The organism is Rickettsiella endosymbiont of Miltochrista miniata, assembly GCF_964031245.1.
In the GTDB taxonomy this organism is placed as follows: domain Bacteria; phylum Pseudomonadota; class Gammaproteobacteria; order Diplorickettsiales; family Diplorickettsiaceae; genus Aquirickettsiella.
Window position 1 is genome coordinate 179026 of record NZ_OZ035017.1, and the last position, 22539, is coordinate 201564.

A 22539-nucleotide genomic window follows, 5' to 3' on the forward strand; every position below is an offset into this window, starting at 1 on the left:
CACTATCTCCCTCTTTTTAATGTATAAACATAGTTAAGGATTTCCTTTTTATTCAGGGCTAATATTTCTCGTTGTTGTTTGTGATTAAAGCGGGTTAGTTGGGCGGCTGCGGAAATTTTTAGCGTTCCTTCGTTAACAGATTGAATAAGTTCAGTAGTACCAAATAATTGAATTTTTTCAGCATGGCGATAACTATCTTTACAACCAAATCCAAGCTTAGCGGCTATCAATTCATCTGTTCTTCCTGTTATTTCGTCGAAATTTCGACGAAACGTTTTGTGAAAACGAGGACCTTGTCGGTTTCCTAAGCATTTTTTTGCAGCAATGCCGATAGCAGCTCGCTCGCAGATTAAAAAAGTTTGCACTAATACAGCCAACTCATATTTTTTTGTTAGCAGATCAGATAAAGAAAAGTGCCAAGCAGGAACCATTTTTTTGTTCTGTTGCTGATAAACCAAATAAGTGCTTGGGTTGGCTATGAGTTGTTGATTTTCATCGATGATAACTGGTCTAAACTGGTTTAAAGGACGTTGCTCTCGGTCGGTAAAACTAGGAACTGAAAAATTACATTTCACATGAATTATCGGAACATTAATGAGTTTAATAGGATGATGCATAAAGGGTAGAGATAACGACTTTAGTTCCATCCGATCCAATGGTGAAATCAAATCTAAAGGATCTATTTTATATTTCAGTTTTTCCCATAGGTATTTTTCAATTTTTTTCGCAAACTTAAATTTTGCCCAGGTATGGCCATTTCGCATAGAACATAAATTTTGATGTGATGTGCCCAAAATTTTGGCCGCCTTTTCTACCGTTCCACATTCTCGAATAAATATCTCAAAAGGGCTGTTTTCCATACTTATCCACTCCATTTATTTTTTTATGAATATGAATGAACAAAATAAGTCTATACAAGATTCTTGAAATATTCTTTGCAAATAATTCTAGTAATCTGATTAGTGGATAGTTCAAAAATAAGGATAAGAATATGCAGCCAAGACTCATACGTTTACGTGACGCACCGAATTATTTAGGAATGGACAAAAATAGATTTAATAAAGAAGTAAAACCATCGCTATCAATTATTCCAATAGGTAAAAGAGGAATTGCTTTTGATCGACTTGATTTAGATGAGTGGGTTGAGCATTATAAAGAATGTAATGGGCGCCCCGTTGATAAGAGGAGTAAAACACTATGGGGCGAAAAAGAACGTCGGGCTTGCTCAACCGTAAGGGGATCTGGCACATCGACAAAAAAATACTCGGACAACGCATTTGCGAAAGTACTGGATCAAATTCTCTCGAAGAAGCCGAACTGTACCTTGCCAAGCGTACCGAAGAAATAAGACAGGCTAGGGTTTATGGTGTTAGACCGAAACGAACTTTTCGGGATGCCGCTACTAAATATCTAGAGGAAAATCAGCATAAGACAAGTATTAAAGAAGATGCAAGATGGCTAAAGCATCTTGATCATTTTATTGGTAATTTACCTTTGGAATCTATCCATATGACTACTCTGCAAGAATATATTCGTATTCGTAAAAAAGAAAAAGTGAAAATGCGAACTATTAATTATTCTTTACAAGTGGTGCGGCGTATTTTGAATTTATCGGCCCAAGAATGGAAAGATGAATTTGGGTTAAGTTGGTTACCAGTGGCTCCAAAGGTAAAGTTAGAATCAGAAATAGATAAACGTAAGCCTTATCCGCTATCAACAGAGGAACAGATAAGATTGTTTAAAGAACTTCCGACCCATTTGCGAAGAATGGCTATATTTGCGGTTAATACTGGATGTCGAGATCAGGAAATTTGCCGTTTAAAATGGAATTGGGAAATTAAAATACCTGAAGGATCGGTGTTTCTTATTCCTGAAAGTCAAGTTAAAAACCGCGAAGAACGTTTAGTAGTACTAAATAAAGTAGCAAATCGGGTTATTGAAGAAGTACGAGGAATTAATCCAGAGTATGTTTTTACTTTTCGAGATAAACCTGTAACAAGGATGTTAAATTCAGCATGGAAGAAAGCACGCGTACGTGCAGATTTATCTCATGTGAGAGTACATGATTTGAAACATACTTTTGGACGACGTTTACGTGCTGCAGAGGTAAGTTTTGAGGATCGACAAGATTTGCTAGGGCATAAGAGTGGGCGAATTACTACTCATTATTCAGCCGCTGAATTAGCTAATCTGATCCGTGCTGCGAATAAGGCTTGCGATACTGTTAGTCAGCTTGTTGTTCTAAAGCGTGAACAAAGTAACGCAGCTCCCGCAAAACTCCCGCAAGGGAATTTAAGGGAACAATTGAAAATAGTGTAAGTGTTTGATTTAATTGGTGCCAACGAGACGAATCGAACGTCCGACCTACTGATTACGAATCAGTTGCTCTACCGACTGAGCTACGTTGGCAATGCGGTTGAAAGAGCCACGAATTGTAGTCAATTTGAGCATTATTAGCAATTTCATCTTTAAGCTATTCATGCTGCGTGTACCAATTTTGTACCAGCTACACGCTCGGCTGCCTCTTTGAGATGATCGCTATTTAAATGTGCATAGCGAAGGACTATATCAAAAGAGGACCACCCTCCTAGCAATTGCAGCTCTTGTAACGATGTTCCGTTTTGAATATGCCAAGATGCCCAGGTATGACGTAAATCATGCCAGCGAAAATTTTCTATCCTTGCTCGCTTTAATGCTTTTCTCCAAGCAGCCGTATTACACTGTCGTATAGGTTTTCCCTTATAAGTAAAAACAAATTCTAGGTGCTTTCCTAATTGCTTGCGTATAACTGAAACAGCATCAAAATTTAAAGGTACAGGAATAGATGTTTTATTTTTAGATTGGCTTGCGTGAATCATAGCATGGCGTTTTTCTAAGCTAACATCTTTCCAACGTAACCCTAAAACATTTGCTTGCCTTAAACCAGTCGCTAGGGAAAAAGATACCAAATCAGCTAAATGCAGAGGTAACTCTTTAAGTAGCCGTTGCATTTCTTCCTGAGTTAACCAACGTTCACGCTTTTCTCCTTCATGGCGTATTTCTACAGAAGGAGCTTTCTCAATCCATTTCCATTTTAGTTCGGCTTTTCTTAAAATAGATCTAATTAAAGCTAACAGCCGGTTTACAGTAGCAGGAGTGACATTATTTGCTTCCTTTTTTTTCGCTATTTCTTCAATCATATCGCTATCAATTTCACTGAGTTTTTTGTTATTAAGATAAGGATTTACCCATTTAAGCTGACGTTTATCATCCTTTAGGCTACGCTTATAAGTTGATTCTTTTAACCATCTTAGTACCGCTTCCTGCCATAATCGGTCTGTTTTTTCTCTTAACTTACTTTGGCGCCACAGATCAGCTTTTAAGCGATCATGCAATTCCTGTGCCGCTAGTTTGTTTGAAGACCCAGTAGATCGTTGTATTCTTTTTCCATTGTGAGAAAATCTGATCCACCAGACATTGTTTCTTTTACAGAGCGCCATATTTTTTCTCTCCTATTGTTAGAGACACCCTGCGATACTTTGCAGGGCTGATCGTAAAGCGAACGAAGATAATTAACAAGGTCTTCTTCCATAAAGCACCAACACTTACCTGGCTTACCCGCGGGAATCTTTTTACTCGCCGCCAATCTTCTAAGTCCTTCAGGGTTCATCTTCAGAAATTCGGCAGCTTCTTCAAGTTTGAAAGTTTTCATTTAAGAGCTTCCTTTTTGTTTTTTATTAGTCAAATTTTACTTCACAAAAACGCCAACCGGTTGGCGTTTTTTTTGTTTAAAATAAACGCACAATAAGAAAATAAACAAGGAGTTTTATGCAAGAAATAATAATTAGAAAAGTCATCCAGTTTTTTGGAAGCATTACCAATATGTCCCTAAAACTTAAAATTAGTCGGGGTAGTATTTATGGTTATCTTGAAGGAAGACCGATTCCTCCACGTATTGCCTTCCGTATCGAAGCTAAAAGCGGAAAAAAATTTAAGTTTAGAGATCTTATTAATTGGAAAGAAAAATATCATTTAGATCTTAATGTTTTTCCTTGTTCCCTTGTTGAATTCCCCCTAAAAAAAATTATTTTTCCTGAAAATATACCGAGTTTTCCTGATCTAAAAAATCTACTTTTATCTAATTATCGAGCAATTTGCGTTGATGCTAATTCTAATCTTATCTATGGTTTAGAAGCTATTGACGCTGCGAAAAAAAGAAAAAAGAGAGCAATGCTTACATGGCGCCTATCTTTAGAAGATTTACGAAATAGAAAATATGAAGTTCATCATTTAATTAAAACATTTGATTTATTTGAACGAGTCGCTATTGGGATTGCTTTAGAAAAATTTATTGGCAAACGCCAAGGAAAGCGAACTGATCTCGATGAACTTCTGGATAACAATCCAAAAGTTCAAGGAATTACAACTAGAAGTTTGGTTGCTGACGTACTTGGTTTTGGTAGTGATTATGTTTATAGGCAGCTTAAGAAAATATTACGACTAGGCGGCCCTATACTAATTGCTCAAGTACGAAATAAAAAAATATCAATTTCTAAAGCAGGTGAAATTGTTGAATGTTTATATAACAAGCAAAGTATCCGAGTTTTAAAAAAGAGAAAACAAATAGCTAATTACGATGACAATAAGAATAAAAAAAATAATTTAACCAAATCATTCGATTTCTTATCCCAATTTAATAAATAACCTAACTAAAAATAAAGGATCACATATCATGAATACTTTCCAACTTCCTTATTCCTTACAAGCAGAACAAGCGGTATTAGGTGGCTTATTACTCGATAATGTGACTTGGTCGAGCATTAGTGATCATTTACTAGCAAAAGACTTCCATCAATTTGAACATCAAATTTTATTTGATCGAATTTCAAGGAAAATAAGGAAAGGAGAACGTGTCGATGCATTGACGTTAAGTGAAGAAGCGAAAGAAATGCCCGAATTAAAAGAAATAAAGGGTGATATGTATGTACTTGAACTCATCAAAAAAACACCTGGCATATCTAATATCGCGGCTTATGTTGATATTATAAAGGAGCATTCGAATCGTCGTCAGTTAATAGAAATAGGCCAACTATTAAATCATTATGCGACTCATCAAAATACCAAGGAAACCTTAGTTTGGTTAGAAAATAAAATTAATCAGTTAAGTGACCATCTATCTCCTGATAGTAAATTGCAATTAATCACATTAATAGACTTTCTAACGCTTAATATTGCACAACGTGAACTTATTTTATCCCCGTGGTTACCAAAGCAAGGATTAGCCATGCTTTATGCTAAGCGAGGCGTTGGAAAAACACACGTTGCTTTAAACATTGCTTATGCGGTAGCAAGTGGTGGTTCATTTTTAGGTTGGCAAGCGGATAAACCACGTTCCGTAATATATCTTGATGGAGAAATGCCTGCGGCAACGATGCAAGAGAGACTGGCCTCTATTGTAATGTCTCATACCGAAGAAGCCAAAGCATCTTTTACTATCCTAACCCCTGACATTCAAAATCGTGGTATGCCCGATTTATCTACACTAGAAGGACAACACGCGCTTGAACCCTTTCTAAAAGATGTCGAACTCATAGTCGTTGATAACATTTCTACACTGTGTCGTAGTGGAAAGGAAAATGAAGCAGAGGGTTGGATTTTAGTGCAAGCCTGGGCATTACGCATGCGCTCGGAGGGTCGCTCTGTTCTATTTGTCCATCATGCATCAAAAAATGGTAATGCGCGAGGAACGAGTAAACGTGAAGATGTATTAGACACTGTCATCGTTTTAAAACACCCAAGTGATTATGACCCCAGTGATGGTGCGTGTTTTGAAGTTCATTTTGAAAAGGCACGTTCGTTTTGTGGTGATTCCGCACAACCTTTATTGGTCAAACTACATACTGAACATAATCAACAAGTTTGGGAGCTAAAAACGTTAGAGAAATCGACTTTCGAGAAAGTGGTTGAACTCGCTAAGCAAGGATTTAGACAACACGAAATTGTCCTTGAGTTGGGTATTAGCAAATCAAAAGCTTGTCGCTATTTTAAAAAAGCAAAAGAACAGGGATGTATTGCTCATGCTTAACGCGATGAGATCAGGCAAAAATTGCGGGTTGCACCTCTTAAGGAATGCAACTCGCAATTTCCTTCTCATTTTGGAGAATAACATGAAACAAGAAATGCAACTGATATCGGTTAAAGCTTTAGCTTATAAGGCTTTAGAGCGCAACTCGTCTGATACTTTTTCTGCAAAGCTGTGGATAAATAATGCGACTTTAACCCCAAAAAAACCACCCAAAAAGTTGCGACCTGAGCAACCTTATTTTGGCTTAGAGATTGAGCAATTAAAAACTCTAGCGGCTGATGATTGGGATGAAGTGAAAGATAATCCAGCAATGCTAAAAGCCATGGTCGAGACCTATCTCATGCTAAAAGGATTAGACCCCACAATATCTTCACCTATTTACACTAAAACGGTTAATTGTCGTCAGTGTGGCGAAATACAAACTTGGCCTAGTTGTCCTGATAACACCTTTTGCTGCCAATGGTGCTTAGTAAGTAATAATTTGGTCTGGAATTAATAAAAAAGGAGATAAAGATTATGTTCATAAAAAAATTACTACAACGAGTCATAGGCTACCGAATGAGACTACGAAGGAAGGAACAGGAAAAGCAATTAGTAAAAGATGAAAATAGCAGGCTCGCTAAGCTTCTGAATGTAACGAGGAATATTAAATGAAATGTCTTAATCCGAACTGTAATTACTTTAAAACCAAAGCTATTAATTCGATTGAACTGAAGAAAGGTCATTTAACTAGAAGAAGGCGTTATTGTAGTAAATGCCAAGCACGATATACTACCCTCGAAGTACCTCTATACATAGGATCAATTAATAAAGAGAGATGTAAAATGTTTAAGCAGGTTATCCATTATTTTGCAGGGAATGATCCCTATGCTCAATGGCAACAATTCTTCAATCAAAGCATCAAAAAATCTACTCCCATATAAGCCATTCGCAAATCAAAAAAAACCGTAGGATAATTAAAAGTTTAAAGACGGAGAAAGATAATCCTAAGATGAGCAAATTACCGAATGGTCTAACGATTAGGCAAACTAAGTTTTGTCAAAATTACACCCTTCCTCCCCATAACGCGACTCAATCGGCTATTTCTGCGGGTTATTCATACCATATCGCTAAAACGATAGGATCGCGATTAAAAACAAATCCCAAAATACAAGACTATTTAAAAACCTTACAATCTGATTTAGAGAGTCAAATGACGGTGAGCTATGAATGGAAACTAGATAAGTTAAAGCAAATTGTTGAAGTTTTCATAGATAGTAAAGACTTAAGTCCAAATAAAGTGAATAGTGCCATCCAAGCGATTAGCGAAATGAATAAGATGCAAGGTCATTACTCAGCAGAAAGGCATGTCAATTTTAATATAAAAGCTGATCCTGATTTGCAACAACTCGAAGATCTCATTAAGAAACATGGTAAAGAATATTGAGAATGCTCCAAGCGCCTTATTAACCAAAGCTAAACTTTGGGGATCGTTATTATTATTTACCCAAGTATTTTATCAATTACGTACGGGGCGTGAATTTAGCGTTTCTCAGCCCACTTGCCGCGAACCCCATGTGATGACACTCTGTCGAGCTTTGACGCAGACGTTACGCAGTGAAATACCCCTTCTGTTAATTAATATTCCCCCGCGCTATGGCAAGACCGAATTACTCATCCATTTTGTAGCATGGAGCCTATCGCGATATCCCGACGCACAATTTCTTTATGTTTCTTATTCACATTCTTTAGCAAAAAAACAAACACAGACCATTCGTCAGATTATGGCATTGCCGCAGTATAAGAAATTATTTAAGGTTAATTTATCCGAAACCTCTAGCGCTAAAGACAATTTCGAAACTACACAAGGTGGCTGTGTGTTTGCAGCGGGTAGTGGTGGAACGATTACAGGACGAGGCGCAGGGTTACAGAATGTCGATCGTTTCTCCGGTGCGATTATTATTGATGATATCCATAAGCCAGATGAAGTCACGAGTGACGTGATGCGTGAAGGGGTGATTGATTGGTATTACAACACCTTACAAAGCCGTGTGAATTCACCCGGTAAAACACCGATTATTTTTATTGGCCAACGTTTACATGAAGCCGACTTACCCAGTCATTTGATTAAAACTCAATCCTGGGAAACATTGGTTTTACCTGCTTTAGATTCAGCAGGAAATGCCTTAAATCCTTTGATGCACAATGAAAAGCAATTATTAAAGCTCCAAGAAGAACGGCCTTATGAGTTTGCTGCGCAATATCAGCAGGATCCGCAACCTGCCGGTGGTGGAATATTTAAGCCCGAATGGTTTTATTTATTAGATGAAGAGCCTGCGTTTTTAGCAACCTTTTTAACGATTGATACCGCAGAGACCGATAAAACTTATAATGATGCCACGGTATTTAGTTTCTGGGGTATATATAAAATAAAGAACGAAACAGCAGAGACGGATACATTAGGACTGCATTGGATCGATTGCGTTGAATTGCATATTGAACCTAAAGATCTGGAATCAGAACTACGTCATTTTTATATGCTAGCAAGTCGCCATCAAGTAAAGCCGAGTGTTATTGCGATTGAAAAGAAATCCACCGGTGTAATGTTGCTTTCACTTTTAAAAAGCTGGCGTGGTATTGAGATACGAGAAATACAACGCAGCATCCAGTCGGGCAGTAAAATCACACGCTTTCTTGAGATACAGCCGATTATTGCTAGCCAAAGAGTTTCTTTACCGCTCCAAGGTAAACATACTGAGCTCTGTATCACTCACTGTAAGAAAATTACCGCTAACAATACGCATCGTTTTGATGATATTGCCGACACTCTATACGACGGCATCAAGCTAGGGTTAATCGAGCAATCTATTTTTTTTCAAAACCAGCATCGTCATGAAGTTAATCGCGTTATCTCAAAGCTAGCAGGGCATTTTCAGCAGGTTAATCGATTAAGAGAGGATCGTCTATGATAGCTCAAGTACACCAGGATCAATTAACCCGTATTAAAAAGAATATTGAAAGGAGTCATGAATACTTTCAAGATAATGTAAAACGCTTTAATTATTTTCGCCAATTTGTTTTTCAATCTTCTTTATCCGAGGCCGATCGAGCCGCTTTAAAAGAAACAAAAAAGCCCATCTTAGAATTTAATAGCTTAGAAGCTTTTATTTCTCGATTAAGAGGTGAATTTTCTAAACAAGAGCCCTCTATTGCCGTACGTTTATTAGATCACAGTGGATTAGACCCGAACTTACCTTTAATTCTAGAAGGTCACTTGCGATCGATCTTTGATGAGGCTAATCACAATGGTTGTTCCTATGAAGTTTATACCGATATCTTAAGTGGTGGCTTTAGTGCCATGAAGGTATGGACCGACTATCAACACGAAAAAAGCTTTGATCAAGTCATTAAAATCGGCAGAGTCTATGATCCTACGTTAGTTGGTTTTGATCCCTTAGCCGTTTTACCGCACAAAGGTGATGGTCGTTATTGTTTTGAGTTGATTCCAAAAACTAAAGAAGAATTTCAGGCAGAGTATCCTGATATTGATTTATCTACCTTAAAATTCTCTAAATTAGAAGGCTTTAATTGGTCCTATCAAAACCAACAAGAAGATATTTTACTGTTGTGTGATTATTACGTTAAAAAGAAAAAATCTAAGAAATTGGTTCGTTTAAGTAATGGTCATACTTTATTTGCAGAAGAGTATCAAAAGCTTGCTCAATACTGGCAGGAAACAGGCAGACTGGATCAGATCCCTCATATCGTAGAAGAACGAACCACTTCTCTAGAAACAATCCATCGTTATCGCTTGATCGAATCCACCGTATTAAGTCATGAAGAGACGAGTTATCAATTCTTACCGATCGTTTACGTCGATGGAAACTCGATACGTTTGAGCAACAATGGACACGCCAAACAAGTGACGCGTCCTTATGTCTATCATGCACTCAGTAATCAAAAATTAAAAAACTTTGCCGGCCAGTGTTTAGCCAATGAACTTGAAAACATGGTCATGCATAAATGGAAAGTCGCTGCTGAATCGATACCTGAAAAATATTTAGAAGCCTATACTAATCCGCAAAAAGCCAGTGTCTTAGTGTATAACGCCTTTTTAGAAGGAAGCCAGGGCACGATTCCCTTACCACCACCGCAAGAAGTGGGACGTGTGAGTGCGCCACCTGAAATCATTCAGACCTTTACTAGTGCCGATAGCACGATGCAGTCCATTTTAGGATCCTATGATGCATCCCTGGGCATTAACAACAACCAGTTAAGTGGGGTTGCGATTGTAGAAGGCGCTACTCAATCCAATGCGGCTGCCATGCCGTATGTGGTGAGTTTCTTACAATCGTTAAATCAAGTAGCACAAATCATTGTGGACCTTATTCCGAGATACTATATAACTCCTAGAACTTTACCGGTAACTTTACCTGATGGTAAACGTAATTACGCACTTATTAATCAACAAGGAGGAATTGATCTCAAATACCGATCGGAGCAGTTAGAAGTTTGTGTAAGTGCTGGTGTTAATTTTGCTATCCAAAAATCCAGAGCCTTACAGCAAATTATTGCCTTGATGCAAGCCTCCCCTTTGTTTGCGCAATTTATCAATACCGAAGGATTACCCATTTTATTGGATAACTTAGAAATACGAGGAATTGATCAACTTAAATCGCAAACTGAAACCTTCGTTCAGCAAATAAAAGCCCAGCAACAGCAACAAATGAACCAACCCAATCCTCTACAAGAAAAACTCAATGTGGAAAAAACCAAGCTAGCAGCGGAATTACAACGCAATCAACTACAGCATGCACATAAAACCATGGAATTGGGCTTAAGCAAAGAATCCATCGCTACCGATCGCATGAAACTCATGGCTGATATGCAAATGGCTCATAATCAAAATCTTGTTCAGCTCGAAAAAGCTCAAACTGAACGTTTAGCTAAGGAGATTGAGTGGGCGATGAAAGCTACCGTTAAGAATAGATCAAGCAAATAGCTAACTCAGCACAGGGACAAAAATCAAAAAAATGGAATAAGTGCCTGATAAAATGTGCTAATTTTAAAGTTAGATGAAGCTATAAATTATATAAAACTATGATAGCTGAATATGTTCATATATATTCTCCACATGCCTTAGTCAGACAGGTCTTTTGAGACAATAAGGACGATTATGTTTTACAAATTTTAATGCGTTTGCCCTGGGCTGGTGATCAATGTCATTATGCCATTAAGAATTTTTTAATCTATTTTAGATACAATTAAGGTCAATATAATAGTGAAAGAAGAAATATTATGCTAAATCCTAAAAAAGAAATTAATACACAAACTTTTTTTTCCAAAGTTTCTACTAATGCAAGTTCGATTTCTGAGGAACTCCTTAGAGAGTTTACTCTTTCTCCAGATGGAAAAGATAAAAAGGGATTAGACCATATTTGCTATGGAGATCTAAATGGAGGAGGTCATATGGAGGTAAACGAAAGAAACTTAGAGAAAAAACGTGAAGAGCTTTATAAAAAGCACTGTAAAAAAGCAAGACCGGGTTATGAAAAGTTAAAAGAGAACTTAAAGGCTAATTATGAAAGACAGCTTAAGAAATTAGATCAAGAACACAAATCAGAAGACTGTACAGAGTCAGCTTCTAATACTCTAGATAAGGAAAAAATAGAAGATAATTTTAAATTAGCACTTCAAGAAGCCGAAGAAAAATTTGAAAAAAAGGTAAAAGATAATGTTGAAAACGAAATTAGTCAACTAGAGAAAAGAATTAACAAAATTATTAACGAAGAAAAAACCATGCATAATTTTTTCCCCCTAGAATGGGGGCCTTCAGAAATAGGAGAAATAATTTCAGATATTATTAAGGATGAAAATTCAATAATAACTCCAGCTCTAACTCCGGCAGCGACAGAAGATAAGGGAGTTGGGAGTTCAGAAGCCCGTTATAGGCGTGCGCTTGGACCGTCGTGGGAAGTAAGAGGTGGATATAAAGGTAGATATAAAGGTGAATATAATGAAATAGCAGTTACGGTTATAATAGCTGAGGATAATGAAAGTAAAAAGCTGAAATTAATATCAGGGTATCCTACAAACAAGATTGAAAAACGACAACATTGCCTACGTTTTAAAACCTGAATTCAAGTTATAAGCGTAACTTTAGTACAAGGCACGTCCAGTATGTAAGTGTCAGCGAGTTTCTTTATCCCTCAGAATTTTTGGTCCTATGTCGCAATTTGGTATGACTTAAACAATTTTCTTATTCTTTTAATTGAAACTAAATTATTAAGCAAAGAGTTGATTACAGTTCCTGATATCTGTGGTTTGATAAATCAAAATCTGAGTATGTTTAAAATTGTTTTTGAACACGCAAAAAATTCACTAACTTCAACTGAAGTTTCAAAAATAAAACACAAAATAAATTTTATTGGAAACGATCAATTTAAACAATATTTCTCATCCGTGCCTTTTGAAGAAACAGATCACTATTCTTCTATTTTCTTACCCTTTTAGAATATTGAAAAAACCAACCCCATATAATGGACTCGCTATTTACATACAGTATTTAGATAATAACCCTATAAATCTATAAATAGTATTTATTGAGACTCCTGCATTGTGGAGGATTTACGGAACTATCCGGATGAAATAGTCGGGACTTAGACGATATTTAAGGCTTAACCGTGACGGGGAAAATGTCGGAGGAAATAAAGAATGAGTGAAAATGTAACGATGGAAAATTTACCCAATACTGAAACAAACATTGGGATTGAATCTGTAGTCCCTGTTGAAAAAACCATACCGCAATCAGTTGTTGATAATGTCGTTAAACAAGCAAAACATCATGCGTATGAGCAAGGTAAAAAAGCGGCTAAAGAAGAATTAGCTCAACAACAGGCAAATATACCTGCTTTTACCCCAACGTTTGCACCATTAACGACAGAAGATGTACAAAGTATGATTGCAAACCATACGGCTCAACAAGCCAATGAATGGCAAGCGCAGCAGATAGCGCAGCAGTTTTTAGGTAAATTAAGTGCGGCTAAAGATAAATATCCTGATTTTGAAGAAACATTAGCGAATCTCGAAGTACACAAATTTCCTGAAGTCGTGCAATTAGCTAATAATTTCGATAATACCGCGGATATTATGTATGAACTAGGGAGAAACCCTAGTAAAGCGGTGATATTAAAACAAGTAGCGCAATTGAACCCTAAAATGGGCGCTTTAGAAATACAGCGTTTATCCGATTCAATTAAACAAAATCAATCCGCCAAACAAATACCGTCAGCACAGCCACCACTCTCTCAACTTACGCCTTCTATAACAAAAGCAACTACTGGGCGCTTATCCTTACGTGAATTAAAAGAAGAACCAAACTTTATTTTTTAGCAGTTTTTCTTAATTTAACCGTCATTTCGAGTGCCCATTAGTTTTTATTTAATAGAACTATTAGGGTTTTGCTATGAGTATCAATGTGTTAGAAAGTGTAGCGACACTACAAGAAGATGCGCTTGCTTTTTTTCAAAATAGAAATTGTTTTGTTCAAACGTCCAATACAAAATTTATTGATTTTGAAAATACGATTGGGAATTTAGGAAGTGAGATTAAATTAGAGCAACCTTACCGATTTATTTCAACGCCTTCTCTCGTTTCAACAATACAACCTTTAAAACAACGTTATGTTAAATTGATTACAGACCAAAAAAGAACAGTTGACTATGCCATGAGCGCGGAAGAAATGATTTATCATTTTAATAATAACCGTGAAAGAATCGGCAAATCAGCCATAGCCGAATTATCCGCCCACGTAGAGAAAAATATTGCTTCACGTATTCCAGATTTTACTTATCGTTTTTTTGGAGACGGCAAAACGACATTTAATGGACTCGAAGATCTTGAAAAAATGCTCATTATGTATCGCGAAGTGGGAATACCTTCTCCCTCACTAAATTGTTATGTCAGTGATTTGTATTTGCTAAAAGCACGCAGTGGAATGCTGAATCAGTTCGCGCCTATTCGTAACGATAAATTAGCACGGCGCTATGAAATTGGCGAATATAACTATACTAAATTTTATCGCACTAACATGTTACCTATTCATGAAGCGGGCGATGTGGGGCAAAAGGGCGTTGTGCTAACTATTGAGAGTACGAATGATCCCACCGGAAAAAAAATTACCCAATTGCAACTTTCTGGGAGTATGGAACCTGGAAGCATAGCATTTAAGAAAAATGATTTAATTCAGTTTCAAGATATTCCGGGTGTTCCTAATGTAAGATTTTTAACAAATGTGGGCCATGCGCCATCCAGTTGTCCTGTGCAATGTCGTGTAACAAGCGATGCTACGGTTCCTGAAAAAAATGCACTTACTATCAATATAGAACCGGCACTCTGTTTTGATCAAACTGACTCCGATTGGAATATTACTACCAATATCGTTAAAGGGATGAAGATACAAACCGCACCCAGTCATAGGGCGGGATTATTAATTGGGGGTGATGCTTTTTATATCTCTATGCCTAAATTACCGGCTGAACATCCGAATGATTCTGTCAGTAAATACGATCCTGATACGGGGGTAGCGATACGAGTTACTTATGGAACAGTAGCGGGATCTGATGTTTTTGGCTTTCATTATGGTGCTCTTTGGGGAACGTTAATGGTTCCAGATTATTGCATGCGTATTTTGTTTCCTATTATCTAACAAATGTGAATATATGCCTTACACGGTCACTGAATTAATTACCAAAGCCTGGACTTTATCCGGTATCGTCGCGGCCCAAGCAGAAACAGTCAGTGGTGATCAATTAAAAGATGGTCTTGAGCATCTGAATGATTTTCTCGCCTTGCAAAATGCTAATGCTCGCATGATTCCTTATACGCATGTTGAGCATCTGCTCTGTATCCCCAATTCGGAAGAACTGTTTGTTAAACATTTGCTTAACATAGATGCATTAACGCTGCAGGAAGAAGAGCCACGCAGTTATGCTTTACAAACGTTACCTTTATTAGGAAGAAAAGAATATTTTACGCACGATTATCCCTCGTTTTTACGGCCACGGTTTTATCATTTAGAAAAAACTAAAGGGGGTAGCTTACTGTTTTTAAGCCCCACACCCGATAAAGCATATCCACTTAAACTGGTTGGAAAATTTGGTTTAACAGAAGTGAGTTATAACGATGATTTAAGTATGTTTTATGATCGCGACTACCTTCTCTATCTCCGTTATGGTTTAGCCGATACGCTTTGTGACTTCTATAACCATCCCTTTTCAGCTAAAGGAAAATTAAAAGAAATAGAAAACAAATTACGTGATCTATCACCGCTGGATCTCAGTATGGAAAAAATCCCCCTGTTCAATTTAGGAAGATCAATATGAAACAGCTGCCTGTTGCTATCGTAGGTGGCAATGGTTTTGGTCGTTATCCGATTATCTCGCGAGAAGAAACGTTTAATATGATAGTGAGTGATGATTTTTTAGTACCATTTGCAGGTTATAAGAAAGTTTTAGCCATTTCAGAAAAAGGATCAGGTCGCGGATTATTTAACAGTGTACGTTTTGGCAATTTGATTGCAGTCATTGATAACGGCGTTTATATCATCGGATCGACTTTGCATGCACAACGCATTGGGAGCTTAGAAACTTTCGAAGGCGATGTGCTCATTGCCGAAAATGAAAAAGAAGAAATTGCCCTTTGCGATCATAAAGATATTTTTATTTTTAATTATCGTGAATCGACGTTTAAAAAAGCAGTTTTAGATTTTATTCCGAGTTACGTCAGTTACCACAATGGTCGATTTCTTTCTTGTGACCGTGAGCAAGCCGAATGGCGCTTATGTGGTGAAGAGAACAGTTTAGTATGGCCTGCAGACGCATCTCATGTAGGCGAGTTTCAAACCAAAGCGGATAATCCCTTAGCGGTTATTCCCTTACCTGGACGAGGTAACAGTCTTTTTGTAATGGGATCGAGTGTCACCGAATGTTGGACTGATATTGGAATGAATTTATTCCCGTATCAACGTGCCTCAAGCTTCAACATCGATTATGGCTGCTTAAATCCTGCGACGATTGCAAGCAGTGATGAATTCATTGTGTGGCTTGCTGCTAATGAAAAATCAGGTCCTGTCTTGATGCTCAGCGATGGTGGATCAGCAAAGCAAATCTCTACCGAAGGTATTAATTTTAAGTTATCCCAGCTAAAGAAACCAAATAATGCTTATGGTTTTTTGTTTAAGCAAGATGGGCATTTACTGTATGTGATTAGTTTTCCTGACGACGAGCTTACCTATGCGTATGATTTTGCTACACGACATTTTTTTACATTAACCAATCATCAATTGGGCGCGCATAGTGCTAAACGCGCTGTGTTTTACCATAACAGTTATTATTTCATTAGCTTTATGGATGGCCATATTTATGAATTGAATTCCCGTTATACCGACGGTGATGAAAAAGAAATCCCTCGTATTCGAATAACGGCACCAATTAGATCACCGGATACAAATTTTTTTATCACACAAAAATTAGTTATTCCCATCGAGCAAGGCCATAGCGCATCTTTACAACGCGTTGATTTATCCTTATCCAAAGATGGAGGCGTCAGTTTCAGTGCCAATATTTCTAAAACTTTAAATCCTTTAGCCCATCGACAGAATCGTTTGATCTGGTGGCAATTAGGTCGGGCTAACCATTTAACCTTACAACTTCGATTCTGGAGCTTCGATCGTTTTGTCGTTGGCAATGGATGTTTGAGTCTGACTACATGAAGATCCCTAATTTACCGCATGAAAAACCAATTGATGATAATGGCCAATGGACAGCCGCCTGGAGTTTGTGGCTCCAAGAACTGAACGGAATTTTACAAAAACAGCTGTCTGATCAAGGTTTGCGAATACCTCAGCAAACAACAAATATTATTACCCAATTAAATAAACCCAATCATACAGGAACGCTTATTTATGATTCTGATACACAACAATTTAAGGGAAATGTGAATGGCACCTTTAAGGTATTTCAACTGGATTAAGTTCGCATGAGTTTTTTAAGTGGTATCGGTGATTTGTTTGGCGTAAATAATGCCGGTCATCAAGCAATGGATTACTACAATCAAATACCGGATATTTTAAAGCAATATTTAAAACCTTATGCGGATAGAGGCAATGCGGTTTATCCTTCATTACAGCAACATACCGATCAACTACTCAATGATCCCGGTGGTTTATTAAATCACTTAAGTCAAGGTTATCAGCAATCTCCTGGTTATCAGTTCCAAGTTAATCAAGCACAACAAGCATCGAATCGTGCTTCGGCTGCAAAAGGAATGCTAGGTAGTCCCATGCAACAACAGCAAATAGCAGGAACCGTGAACGGATTAGCGCATCAAGACTTTAATCAGTATTTAAGTCACGTGCTTGGGTTGTATGGCCAAGGTTTAAATAACGAACAAGGTATTTATAACAATGGTGCTAATGCCTCTCATAGCTTAGGTGAAAACTTATCTAATGCATTGATGTCGCAAGGTAACTTAGCTTATTCCAATGCAAACAATCAAAACCAATCCAATCAACAATTGCTCGGCATGTTATTGGGATTGGCGGGTGGATTTTTATAGGAATAAACATGGCCATACCCGTCCAACAATTTCCCATCTTATCGCCGCAACAAGCCAATCCCTTAGGAGCGGGGTTAGCCTCTGGGGGAAATTTAGTACAACAATTTATTCAAAATCATTTTTTAAAGAACAATGAACAAGAACATCTACAAAAACAACAACTGGCCAATGCTTTGGCGCACATTCAATTGCAATTTGCCCCTGAAAATTTGCAAACGTCGATGGCCTATAAACAAGCACAAATACCTTATGTGCAAGCTCAAACAGAAAAAACCAAACAAGCAACACAATTAGCCCCGTTAGATGCATTGATAAAAGCCCAACAAGCCGCACAGGTAGGATCTCGTTTTGGAGGGGCTTATCAAATGGCGCGTGCATTACAAGCGATGTCACCGGCGGCCCGTCAGCTCTGGGTTGCGCAGAACCAATCACAATACAATCAAATGATCGCCGATTTAGGCAATCAAACCAGAACTAATTTTGTTACGCCTGAAGTTTTAAACAAATATTTTCCACAGCTTGAATCAAGTCCCGAACAAACTTCATCTAACAGAGAGTTGGACACATTGGGTTCTGCATTAAATCAACAAGCACATTTTAATTCTCCAACATCGGATCATGTGCAACAAACCCAATTAGCCAATCAAATTTCGGCGAATAACGCATTAACAACCACTGCAACCCGACGTCAATATGAAGGTGCACTGCAAGTAGAAAGCATTTTTAATGACAAAAGCTTTCAATCCCAAGCACAAAATGCCGCTGTTTATGCGGGGGCAATAGGAAAAGGTAAAGCGGCGTCAACTGCACTCTCGCAAACCAATCCCAAAGCTTATGAAGATTATTTAGCGTTTAAATATCAGACCTTGCCCTTATTAGAAAGTCGAATAAAAACGCTAGATCAAATGGGTGCTACCGATACCCAACGTCAATTATTAGAAAATATGCTCGGTAAAACAGCGAACGCCTTAACATCCAATCCGCAGCAATTCATCATTCAATTGAATGCATTAGGAAAAACCTTAAATCTTGTGGCACGATCCGTGCAATCTTCTATGTCTCCCTTAACACCTATGAATCGTGTTAAAGATTTTAGTGCCATCCCAGAAGCTACTAAAAGTATCAATGGCAAAACCTATCATAAAATCCAAGGACAGTGGGTGGAGTCATGAAAGTAGTCACGGATCCAGAAATTTTAAAACAATTAAATGAGTCGGACATACCTACTTTAGAAAATAAGAAGTCATCCACTTTATCTCAACTGACCGGCAATCCTATTTTTCGTTTCTTAGCCGGTGCAGGAGGCGGTATACAAAATAGTTTAGCGAATTTACCTTATAGTCCTATTCCTTCTGCGCCGGAAGCACAAGGGCTGTCAGGTCAATTAGGTGATGTGGCAGGAAATCTATTAAGTTTTTTAGGTGGTGGTGAAATATTAAATACCGCGCGCGCTGCGGGTGAGGGCTTACCTCTCATTGGCCGATTAGCTCATGCCTTAAGCGGTGAAAGTTCCGCAGGAATAGCGAGAAGATTATCTGGAACAGCACTAGGTGGTGCTTTAGAAGATCCTAACGATAGACTGCAAGGGGCTGAAAACGGCGCTTTATTAGCAGGCGCAGGTGAATCAATTCCTTTAGCCCTAAAAGGCATTCATCACACAGCAGAATTTATTAATCCTCAACATTTTACCAATAAATTAACAGCATCTATTAAAGGCGCTTATGAAAACAGTAAAGCAGAAGCCAAAAAATACTATGCTGCTGTTTTAGATCATTTCGGACAGGAAAAAATATATGCTCAGCAAAGCTTAAATCACTATTCTGAATGGAATAAGAAGGATAATTTGGCGGCTTATGATGCTAAATTAAAAGACTTGCATCAAGACTTTCTCAATACCCCCACTTTAGAAAAGGCACATCAGCTTCTAAGCCAATTAGGCTCTAAGAGTAGCCAGTTATCGAGCAGGAAACGTCTCGATATTCACACCCATAATGCCATTGCCGATCTAATGCAAGCACGTTCAGCGTTACAAAACGACATAGCAAATTTTTTACAGCAAAAAACTAGTGGTGTATTAAATCAATATCAAGATGCGTCCAATTTTTACAAAAACACGGTTATTCCTTATCACGCAGAACCTTTTATTTCAAAAATTGCTGCGGGTAATGTTAAGACATCGACACCTAAAAAACTAAGCCATGCATTGACAGCCTTAACTGAGAAGGAAGCATTTCCGTCTCAACATTATTTACAACAGGCCCTAGAACATTTAAATAGCAAAATAAATCGCGGAAAAATGACCAGTCAACTTGCATCAATGGTAACTGGCGCAGGGTTAGGAGAGGTGAGTTACCCAGGTGGTTTAGGCGCACTCGGTGGATTAGTCGGTGGAGGTGCAGCACATCAGTATGTATTACCCAAACTTCTTGATTTAGCAGCAAATCCCTATGTGACTGACCAATTAAAAAAATTAAATGCTCCTTATCACCTACTCACTCAAAGTTTAATCGCGCATCAATTAACAAATAAAAAATAACCAGGATAATTCTATGGATCTCGATTCACGTTACATTATGGCATCTGCTTTAGAGCAGTTTTATATCGATAAAAGTTCAGGGCTGCCTTTGGCTAACGGTAAAATTACTTTTTACAAAGATAATCAGCGGACGGTATTAAAAACCATTTATACGTTAAGCGGTTCTCCACCGAACTATCGTTACATCCCATTACCCAATCCATTACGTTTAAGTGCTGTGGGTACGATACAAGATACCAATGGAAATAATGTTTTACCTTTTTACTTTCCGTATGACGAGGAAGGTAATATTGAGTTGTATTATGTGACCGTTGAAAGTGAAAGCGGGAAATTACAATTCACTCGAGAAGGTTGGCCTCCACTATTCAGTAATCACAATAAAGCTGAAGAAGATAGCAATAACTTTATTCCCAATGGTCAATTCTTAATTCATAACAACATTCATGTTCAAAACAAAAAAGTTGCTGGTGAAATTGCGCAAGCTAAGACGACACTCGCCCCTGGAGGCTGGACGTTCAATCGTACAGAATCTTCAACAGCGCGAGATCTGGTTTTCTTTGAACGTTTTGGTTCCTCGATTAGCAATCCCAGCGGTTATCCGCGCTATGCGATTCGTATTGAAAATCAACTGCCTAATCCTGGCGATCTAGTTAAAGACCTCAGAATAAATTTCAGGAATGTTAATTGTTTTGCATCTAACACTGAGTTCTATACTTTTTCTTTTGCCGGCCAAACGAATACAGGAAATGATCTTAAGATCACTTTGTTAACGATTAAAAATTTTGGGCAAGGCGGCAGTCCCGTTGAAGAAAAGATTATTAATACAGTAACTATCAGTGCTTCTTACTCTATGTTAACTATTCCCTTTATCTTTGGTGAAAACACCAATAAAACCTTAGGTCTAAACGATGATGATGAGGTTGCCATCGCATTACGCTTTCCTATCAACAGTGTTTTTGATGTGTCGTTAACCGATTTTTGTTTAACATCAGGCAATAAATCAATCCAAAATTATCCACAAATGACCCAGTCTGATGTTATTAGCCGCAGTGTAGCGGGAGGTTTGCCGATTCCTAATGCCGATGGTTTAGATCAATACCTACCCATTGTTTACACCCAGAATGGCTTCGTTTTTTATGATGGGGATATCGGTAAGATTTACTCCGCTACTTATCCAGATCCGAATCCAGGAGAATTACTCTGCGATGGTTCTCGTTACTTAAGATCCGATTTTTCTAAGGATGAAATTCCTTATTCAAGATTAGCTAAAAAGCTATGGGATGAACAACTCAGTTATTATCGTTATGGAACCGGGACAAACTTTGTAACGGCGGTACTCGATTCACAAAAAAATAGAATACGTCTAACCACCAATCAGCCTGGCTCAGCTATTGTTTCTACAGTCGGCACCTCGGGTTTTACGATAACAACGGTTGTTACCGGAAATAGTTATTATCTTCAAGCTTTTATTGGAAAGGATCCTAAGAAAATCATTTGCCAAGGAAATATTATTGGATCAACCCCGCCTCCAGATGCAAAAACCAGTGGATTTATCCTCACCGAGTTAAGAAACTCACCTGCCACAAAACATTTATTTCAGATCGAATGCACCGATGTAAAAAACTTAGCCGGTAAATGGCTACAATTTTCCACAACCAATGTGACTTATTATGTTTGGTTTACCGTCGATGGCCAAGGAGCGGATCCACAGCCTCCCTCATTAATCGGTATTAAGCTTGCACTTTCATCCACACAAACCATCGATGAAGCGGCTATTTACTTAGCTGAAACATTGAGTGGTCATCAAATCACACAGATTCAAGTCAATGCAGCACATCAAATTAATTCTGGTAGTTATTGGACTTTTGCAACCAGTACGCCTGAAACCTTCTATGTCTGGTACCGGAAAAATGATCAAGCCTCTGATCCAAAACCTGGAGGAATAGGTATCGTTGTTGATATTCAAGAAGCCGATACCGCAGAACAAGTCAACGCAAAGACGATCATAGCGATTAACCAAGATTATTTTGCCGTGCCAGATTTACGGGGCACCTTCTTAAGAGGATGGGATAAAGAGGCAAAAATAGATACTGGTGATCGATTTTTTACGTATGGGCAAGGATTAATTAAAAATAATATTGGCTCATTAGAATTAGATGAAATACTGACTCATAACCATTCTTATACAACAGGTTTTGAAGATACTCTGAGAGGTAAAGAAATAATGACACAGAAATGTTACCACGGCACATATCCAAGCAGTGCTTACGTTGATCATCAAGGCGGCAACGAATCAAGACCTTTTAATTCTACTGTAAATTTTGTTATTAAATATTAAATGAAC

The 22539-nt window shown here is 37.9% G+C and carries 21 protein-coding genes, 1 tRNA gene and 1 pseudogene; 19 read left to right on the forward strand and 4 right to left on the reverse strand.

Annotated features, from left to right (window positions below):
* Positions 1 to 2 precede the first annotated feature (2 nt).
* The gene (locus tag AAHH40_RS00830; protein ID WP_342220236.1) at positions 3 to 860 is read right to left on the reverse strand and encodes a hypothetical protein; all 858 of its coding nucleotides are present in this window, start codon (positions 858 to 860) and stop codon (positions 3 to 5) included.
* 337 nt (positions 861 to 1197) lie between these two features.
* Here AAHH40_RS00830 and AAHH40_RS00835 point away from each other — a divergent pair, with 337 nt between their 5' ends.
* Entirely contained in the window at positions 1198 to 2319 is a 1122-nt protein-coding gene (locus AAHH40_RS00835) for a site-specific integrase (protein WP_342220237.1), read from the forward strand.
* Positions 2320 to 2333: 14 nt separating this feature from the next.
* Here AAHH40_RS00835 and AAHH40_RS00840 read toward each other — a convergent pair.
* From AAHH40_RS00840 to AAHH40_RS00850, 3 genes are all read right to left on the reverse strand, one after another.
* A tRNA-Thr gene (locus tag AAHH40_RS00840) sits at positions 2334 to 2409 on the reverse strand.
* A gap of 68 nt (positions 2410 to 2477) precedes the next feature.
* Positions 2478 to 3479 carry a site-specific integrase gene (locus tag AAHH40_RS00845; protein WP_342220238.1) on the reverse strand — a complete coding sequence of 334 codons (1002 nt, stop codon included), beginning with the start codon at positions 3477 to 3479 and terminating at the stop codon, positions 2478 to 2480.
* Complete coding sequence (locus AAHH40_RS00850) at positions 3386 to 3691, reverse strand: helix-turn-helix domain-containing protein (RefSeq protein WP_342220239.1); 306 nt, start codon at positions 3689 to 3691, stop codon at positions 3386 to 3388. Before AAHH40_RS00850 ends, AAHH40_RS00845 begins: the two co-directional genes overlap by 94 nt.
* 116 nt (positions 3692 to 3807) lie before the next feature.
* On the opposite strand from AAHH40_RS00850, the gene AAHH40_RS00855 reads away from it, so the two are divergent.
* From AAHH40_RS00855 to AAHH40_RS00935, 18 genes and pseudogenes are all read left to right on the forward strand, one after another.
* Positions 3808 to 4683: a hypothetical protein gene (locus AAHH40_RS00855; protein ID WP_342220240.1), complete on the forward strand. Its 876-nt coding sequence runs from the start codon at positions 3808 to 3810 to the stop codon at positions 4681 to 4683.
* 28 nt (positions 4684 to 4711) lie between these two features.
* The gene (locus AAHH40_RS00860) at positions 4712 to 6064 is read left to right on the forward strand and encodes an AAA family ATPase (protein WP_342220241.1); all 1353 of its coding nucleotides are present in this window, start codon (positions 4712 to 4714) and stop codon (positions 6062 to 6064) included.
* Positions 6065 to 6146: 82 nt separating this feature from the next.
* Complete coding sequence (locus AAHH40_RS00865; protein ID WP_342220242.1) at positions 6147 to 6560, forward strand: hypothetical protein; 414 nt, start codon at positions 6147 to 6149, stop codon at positions 6558 to 6560.
* A gap of 154 nt (positions 6561 to 6714) precedes the next feature.
* Positions 6715 to 6786: pseudogene (locus tag AAHH40_RS07650) on the forward strand (hypothetical protein); the annotation flags it as partial.
* A 269-nt stretch (positions 6787 to 7055) separates the two neighbouring features.
* Positions 7056 to 7490 carry a terminase small subunit gene (locus tag AAHH40_RS00870; RefSeq protein ID WP_342220243.1) on the forward strand — a complete coding sequence of 145 codons (435 nt, stop codon included), beginning with the start codon at positions 7056 to 7058 and terminating at the stop codon, positions 7488 to 7490.
* Positions 7474 to 9012, forward strand: coding sequence for a hypothetical protein (locus AAHH40_RS00875; protein WP_342220244.1), 1539 nt, complete (start codon positions 7474 to 7476; stop codon positions 9010 to 9012). Before AAHH40_RS00870 ends, AAHH40_RS00875 begins: the two co-directional genes overlap by 17 nt.
* Entirely contained in the window at positions 9009 to 11045 is a 2037-nt protein-coding gene (locus AAHH40_RS00880; RefSeq protein WP_342220245.1) for a hypothetical protein, read from the forward strand. Before AAHH40_RS00875 ends, AAHH40_RS00880 begins: the two co-directional genes overlap by 4 nt.
* A gap of 296 nt (positions 11046 to 11341) precedes the next feature.
* Positions 11342 to 12181 (forward strand): hypothetical protein, encoded by an 840-nt coding sequence (locus AAHH40_RS00885; RefSeq protein ID WP_342220246.1) that lies wholly within the window; start codon positions 11342 to 11344, stop codon positions 12179 to 12181.
* Between the two features lie 48 nt (positions 12182 to 12229).
* Complete coding sequence (locus tag AAHH40_RS00890) at positions 12230 to 12556, forward strand: hypothetical protein (RefSeq protein ID WP_342220247.1); 327 nt, start codon at positions 12230 to 12232, stop codon at positions 12554 to 12556.
* Positions 12557 to 12757: 201 nt separating this feature from the next.
* Positions 12758 to 13435: a hypothetical protein gene (locus AAHH40_RS00895; protein ID WP_342220248.1), complete on the forward strand. Its 678-nt coding sequence runs from the start codon at positions 12758 to 12760 to the stop codon at positions 13433 to 13435.
* Positions 13436 to 13508: 73 nt separating this feature from the next.
* Positions 13509 to 14750 (forward strand): hypothetical protein, encoded by a 1242-nt coding sequence (locus AAHH40_RS00900; protein ID WP_342220249.1) that lies wholly within the window; start codon positions 13509 to 13511, stop codon positions 14748 to 14750.
* A gap of 13 nt (positions 14751 to 14763) precedes the next feature.
* Positions 14764 to 15426: a hypothetical protein gene (locus AAHH40_RS00905; protein WP_342220250.1), complete on the forward strand. Its 663-nt coding sequence runs from the start codon at positions 14764 to 14766 to the stop codon at positions 15424 to 15426.
* Entirely contained in the window at positions 15423 to 16814 is a 1392-nt protein-coding gene (locus tag AAHH40_RS00910) for a hypothetical protein (RefSeq protein ID WP_342220251.1), read from the forward strand. The genes AAHH40_RS00905 and AAHH40_RS00910 overlap by 4 nt, the downstream gene beginning before the upstream one ends.
* Positions 16811 to 17074 (forward strand): hypothetical protein, encoded by a 264-nt coding sequence (locus AAHH40_RS00915; RefSeq protein WP_342220252.1) that lies wholly within the window; start codon positions 16811 to 16813, stop codon positions 17072 to 17074. The genes AAHH40_RS00910 and AAHH40_RS00915 overlap by 4 nt, the downstream gene beginning before the upstream one ends.
* Positions 17075 to 17080: 6 nt before the next feature.
* Positions 17081 to 17659, forward strand: coding sequence for a hypothetical protein (locus AAHH40_RS00920; RefSeq protein ID WP_342220253.1), 579 nt, complete (start codon positions 17081 to 17083; stop codon positions 17657 to 17659).
* A gap of 8 nt (positions 17660 to 17667) precedes the next feature.
* Positions 17668 to 18831, forward strand: a complete 1164-nt coding sequence (locus tag AAHH40_RS00925) for a hypothetical protein (RefSeq protein ID WP_342220254.1) — start codon at positions 17668 to 17670, stop codon at positions 18829 to 18831.
* Complete coding sequence (locus AAHH40_RS00930; protein ID WP_342220255.1) at positions 18828 to 20195, forward strand: hypothetical protein; 1368 nt, start codon at positions 18828 to 18830, stop codon at positions 20193 to 20195. The genes AAHH40_RS00925 and AAHH40_RS00930 overlap by 4 nt, the downstream gene beginning before the upstream one ends.
* A gap of 13 nt (positions 20196 to 20208) precedes the next feature.
* Positions 20209 to 22533: a hypothetical protein gene (locus tag AAHH40_RS00935; protein ID WP_342220256.1), complete on the forward strand. Its 2325-nt coding sequence runs from the start codon at positions 20209 to 20211 to the stop codon at positions 22531 to 22533.
* The last annotated feature ends 6 nt before the right edge of the window (positions 22534 to 22539 follow it).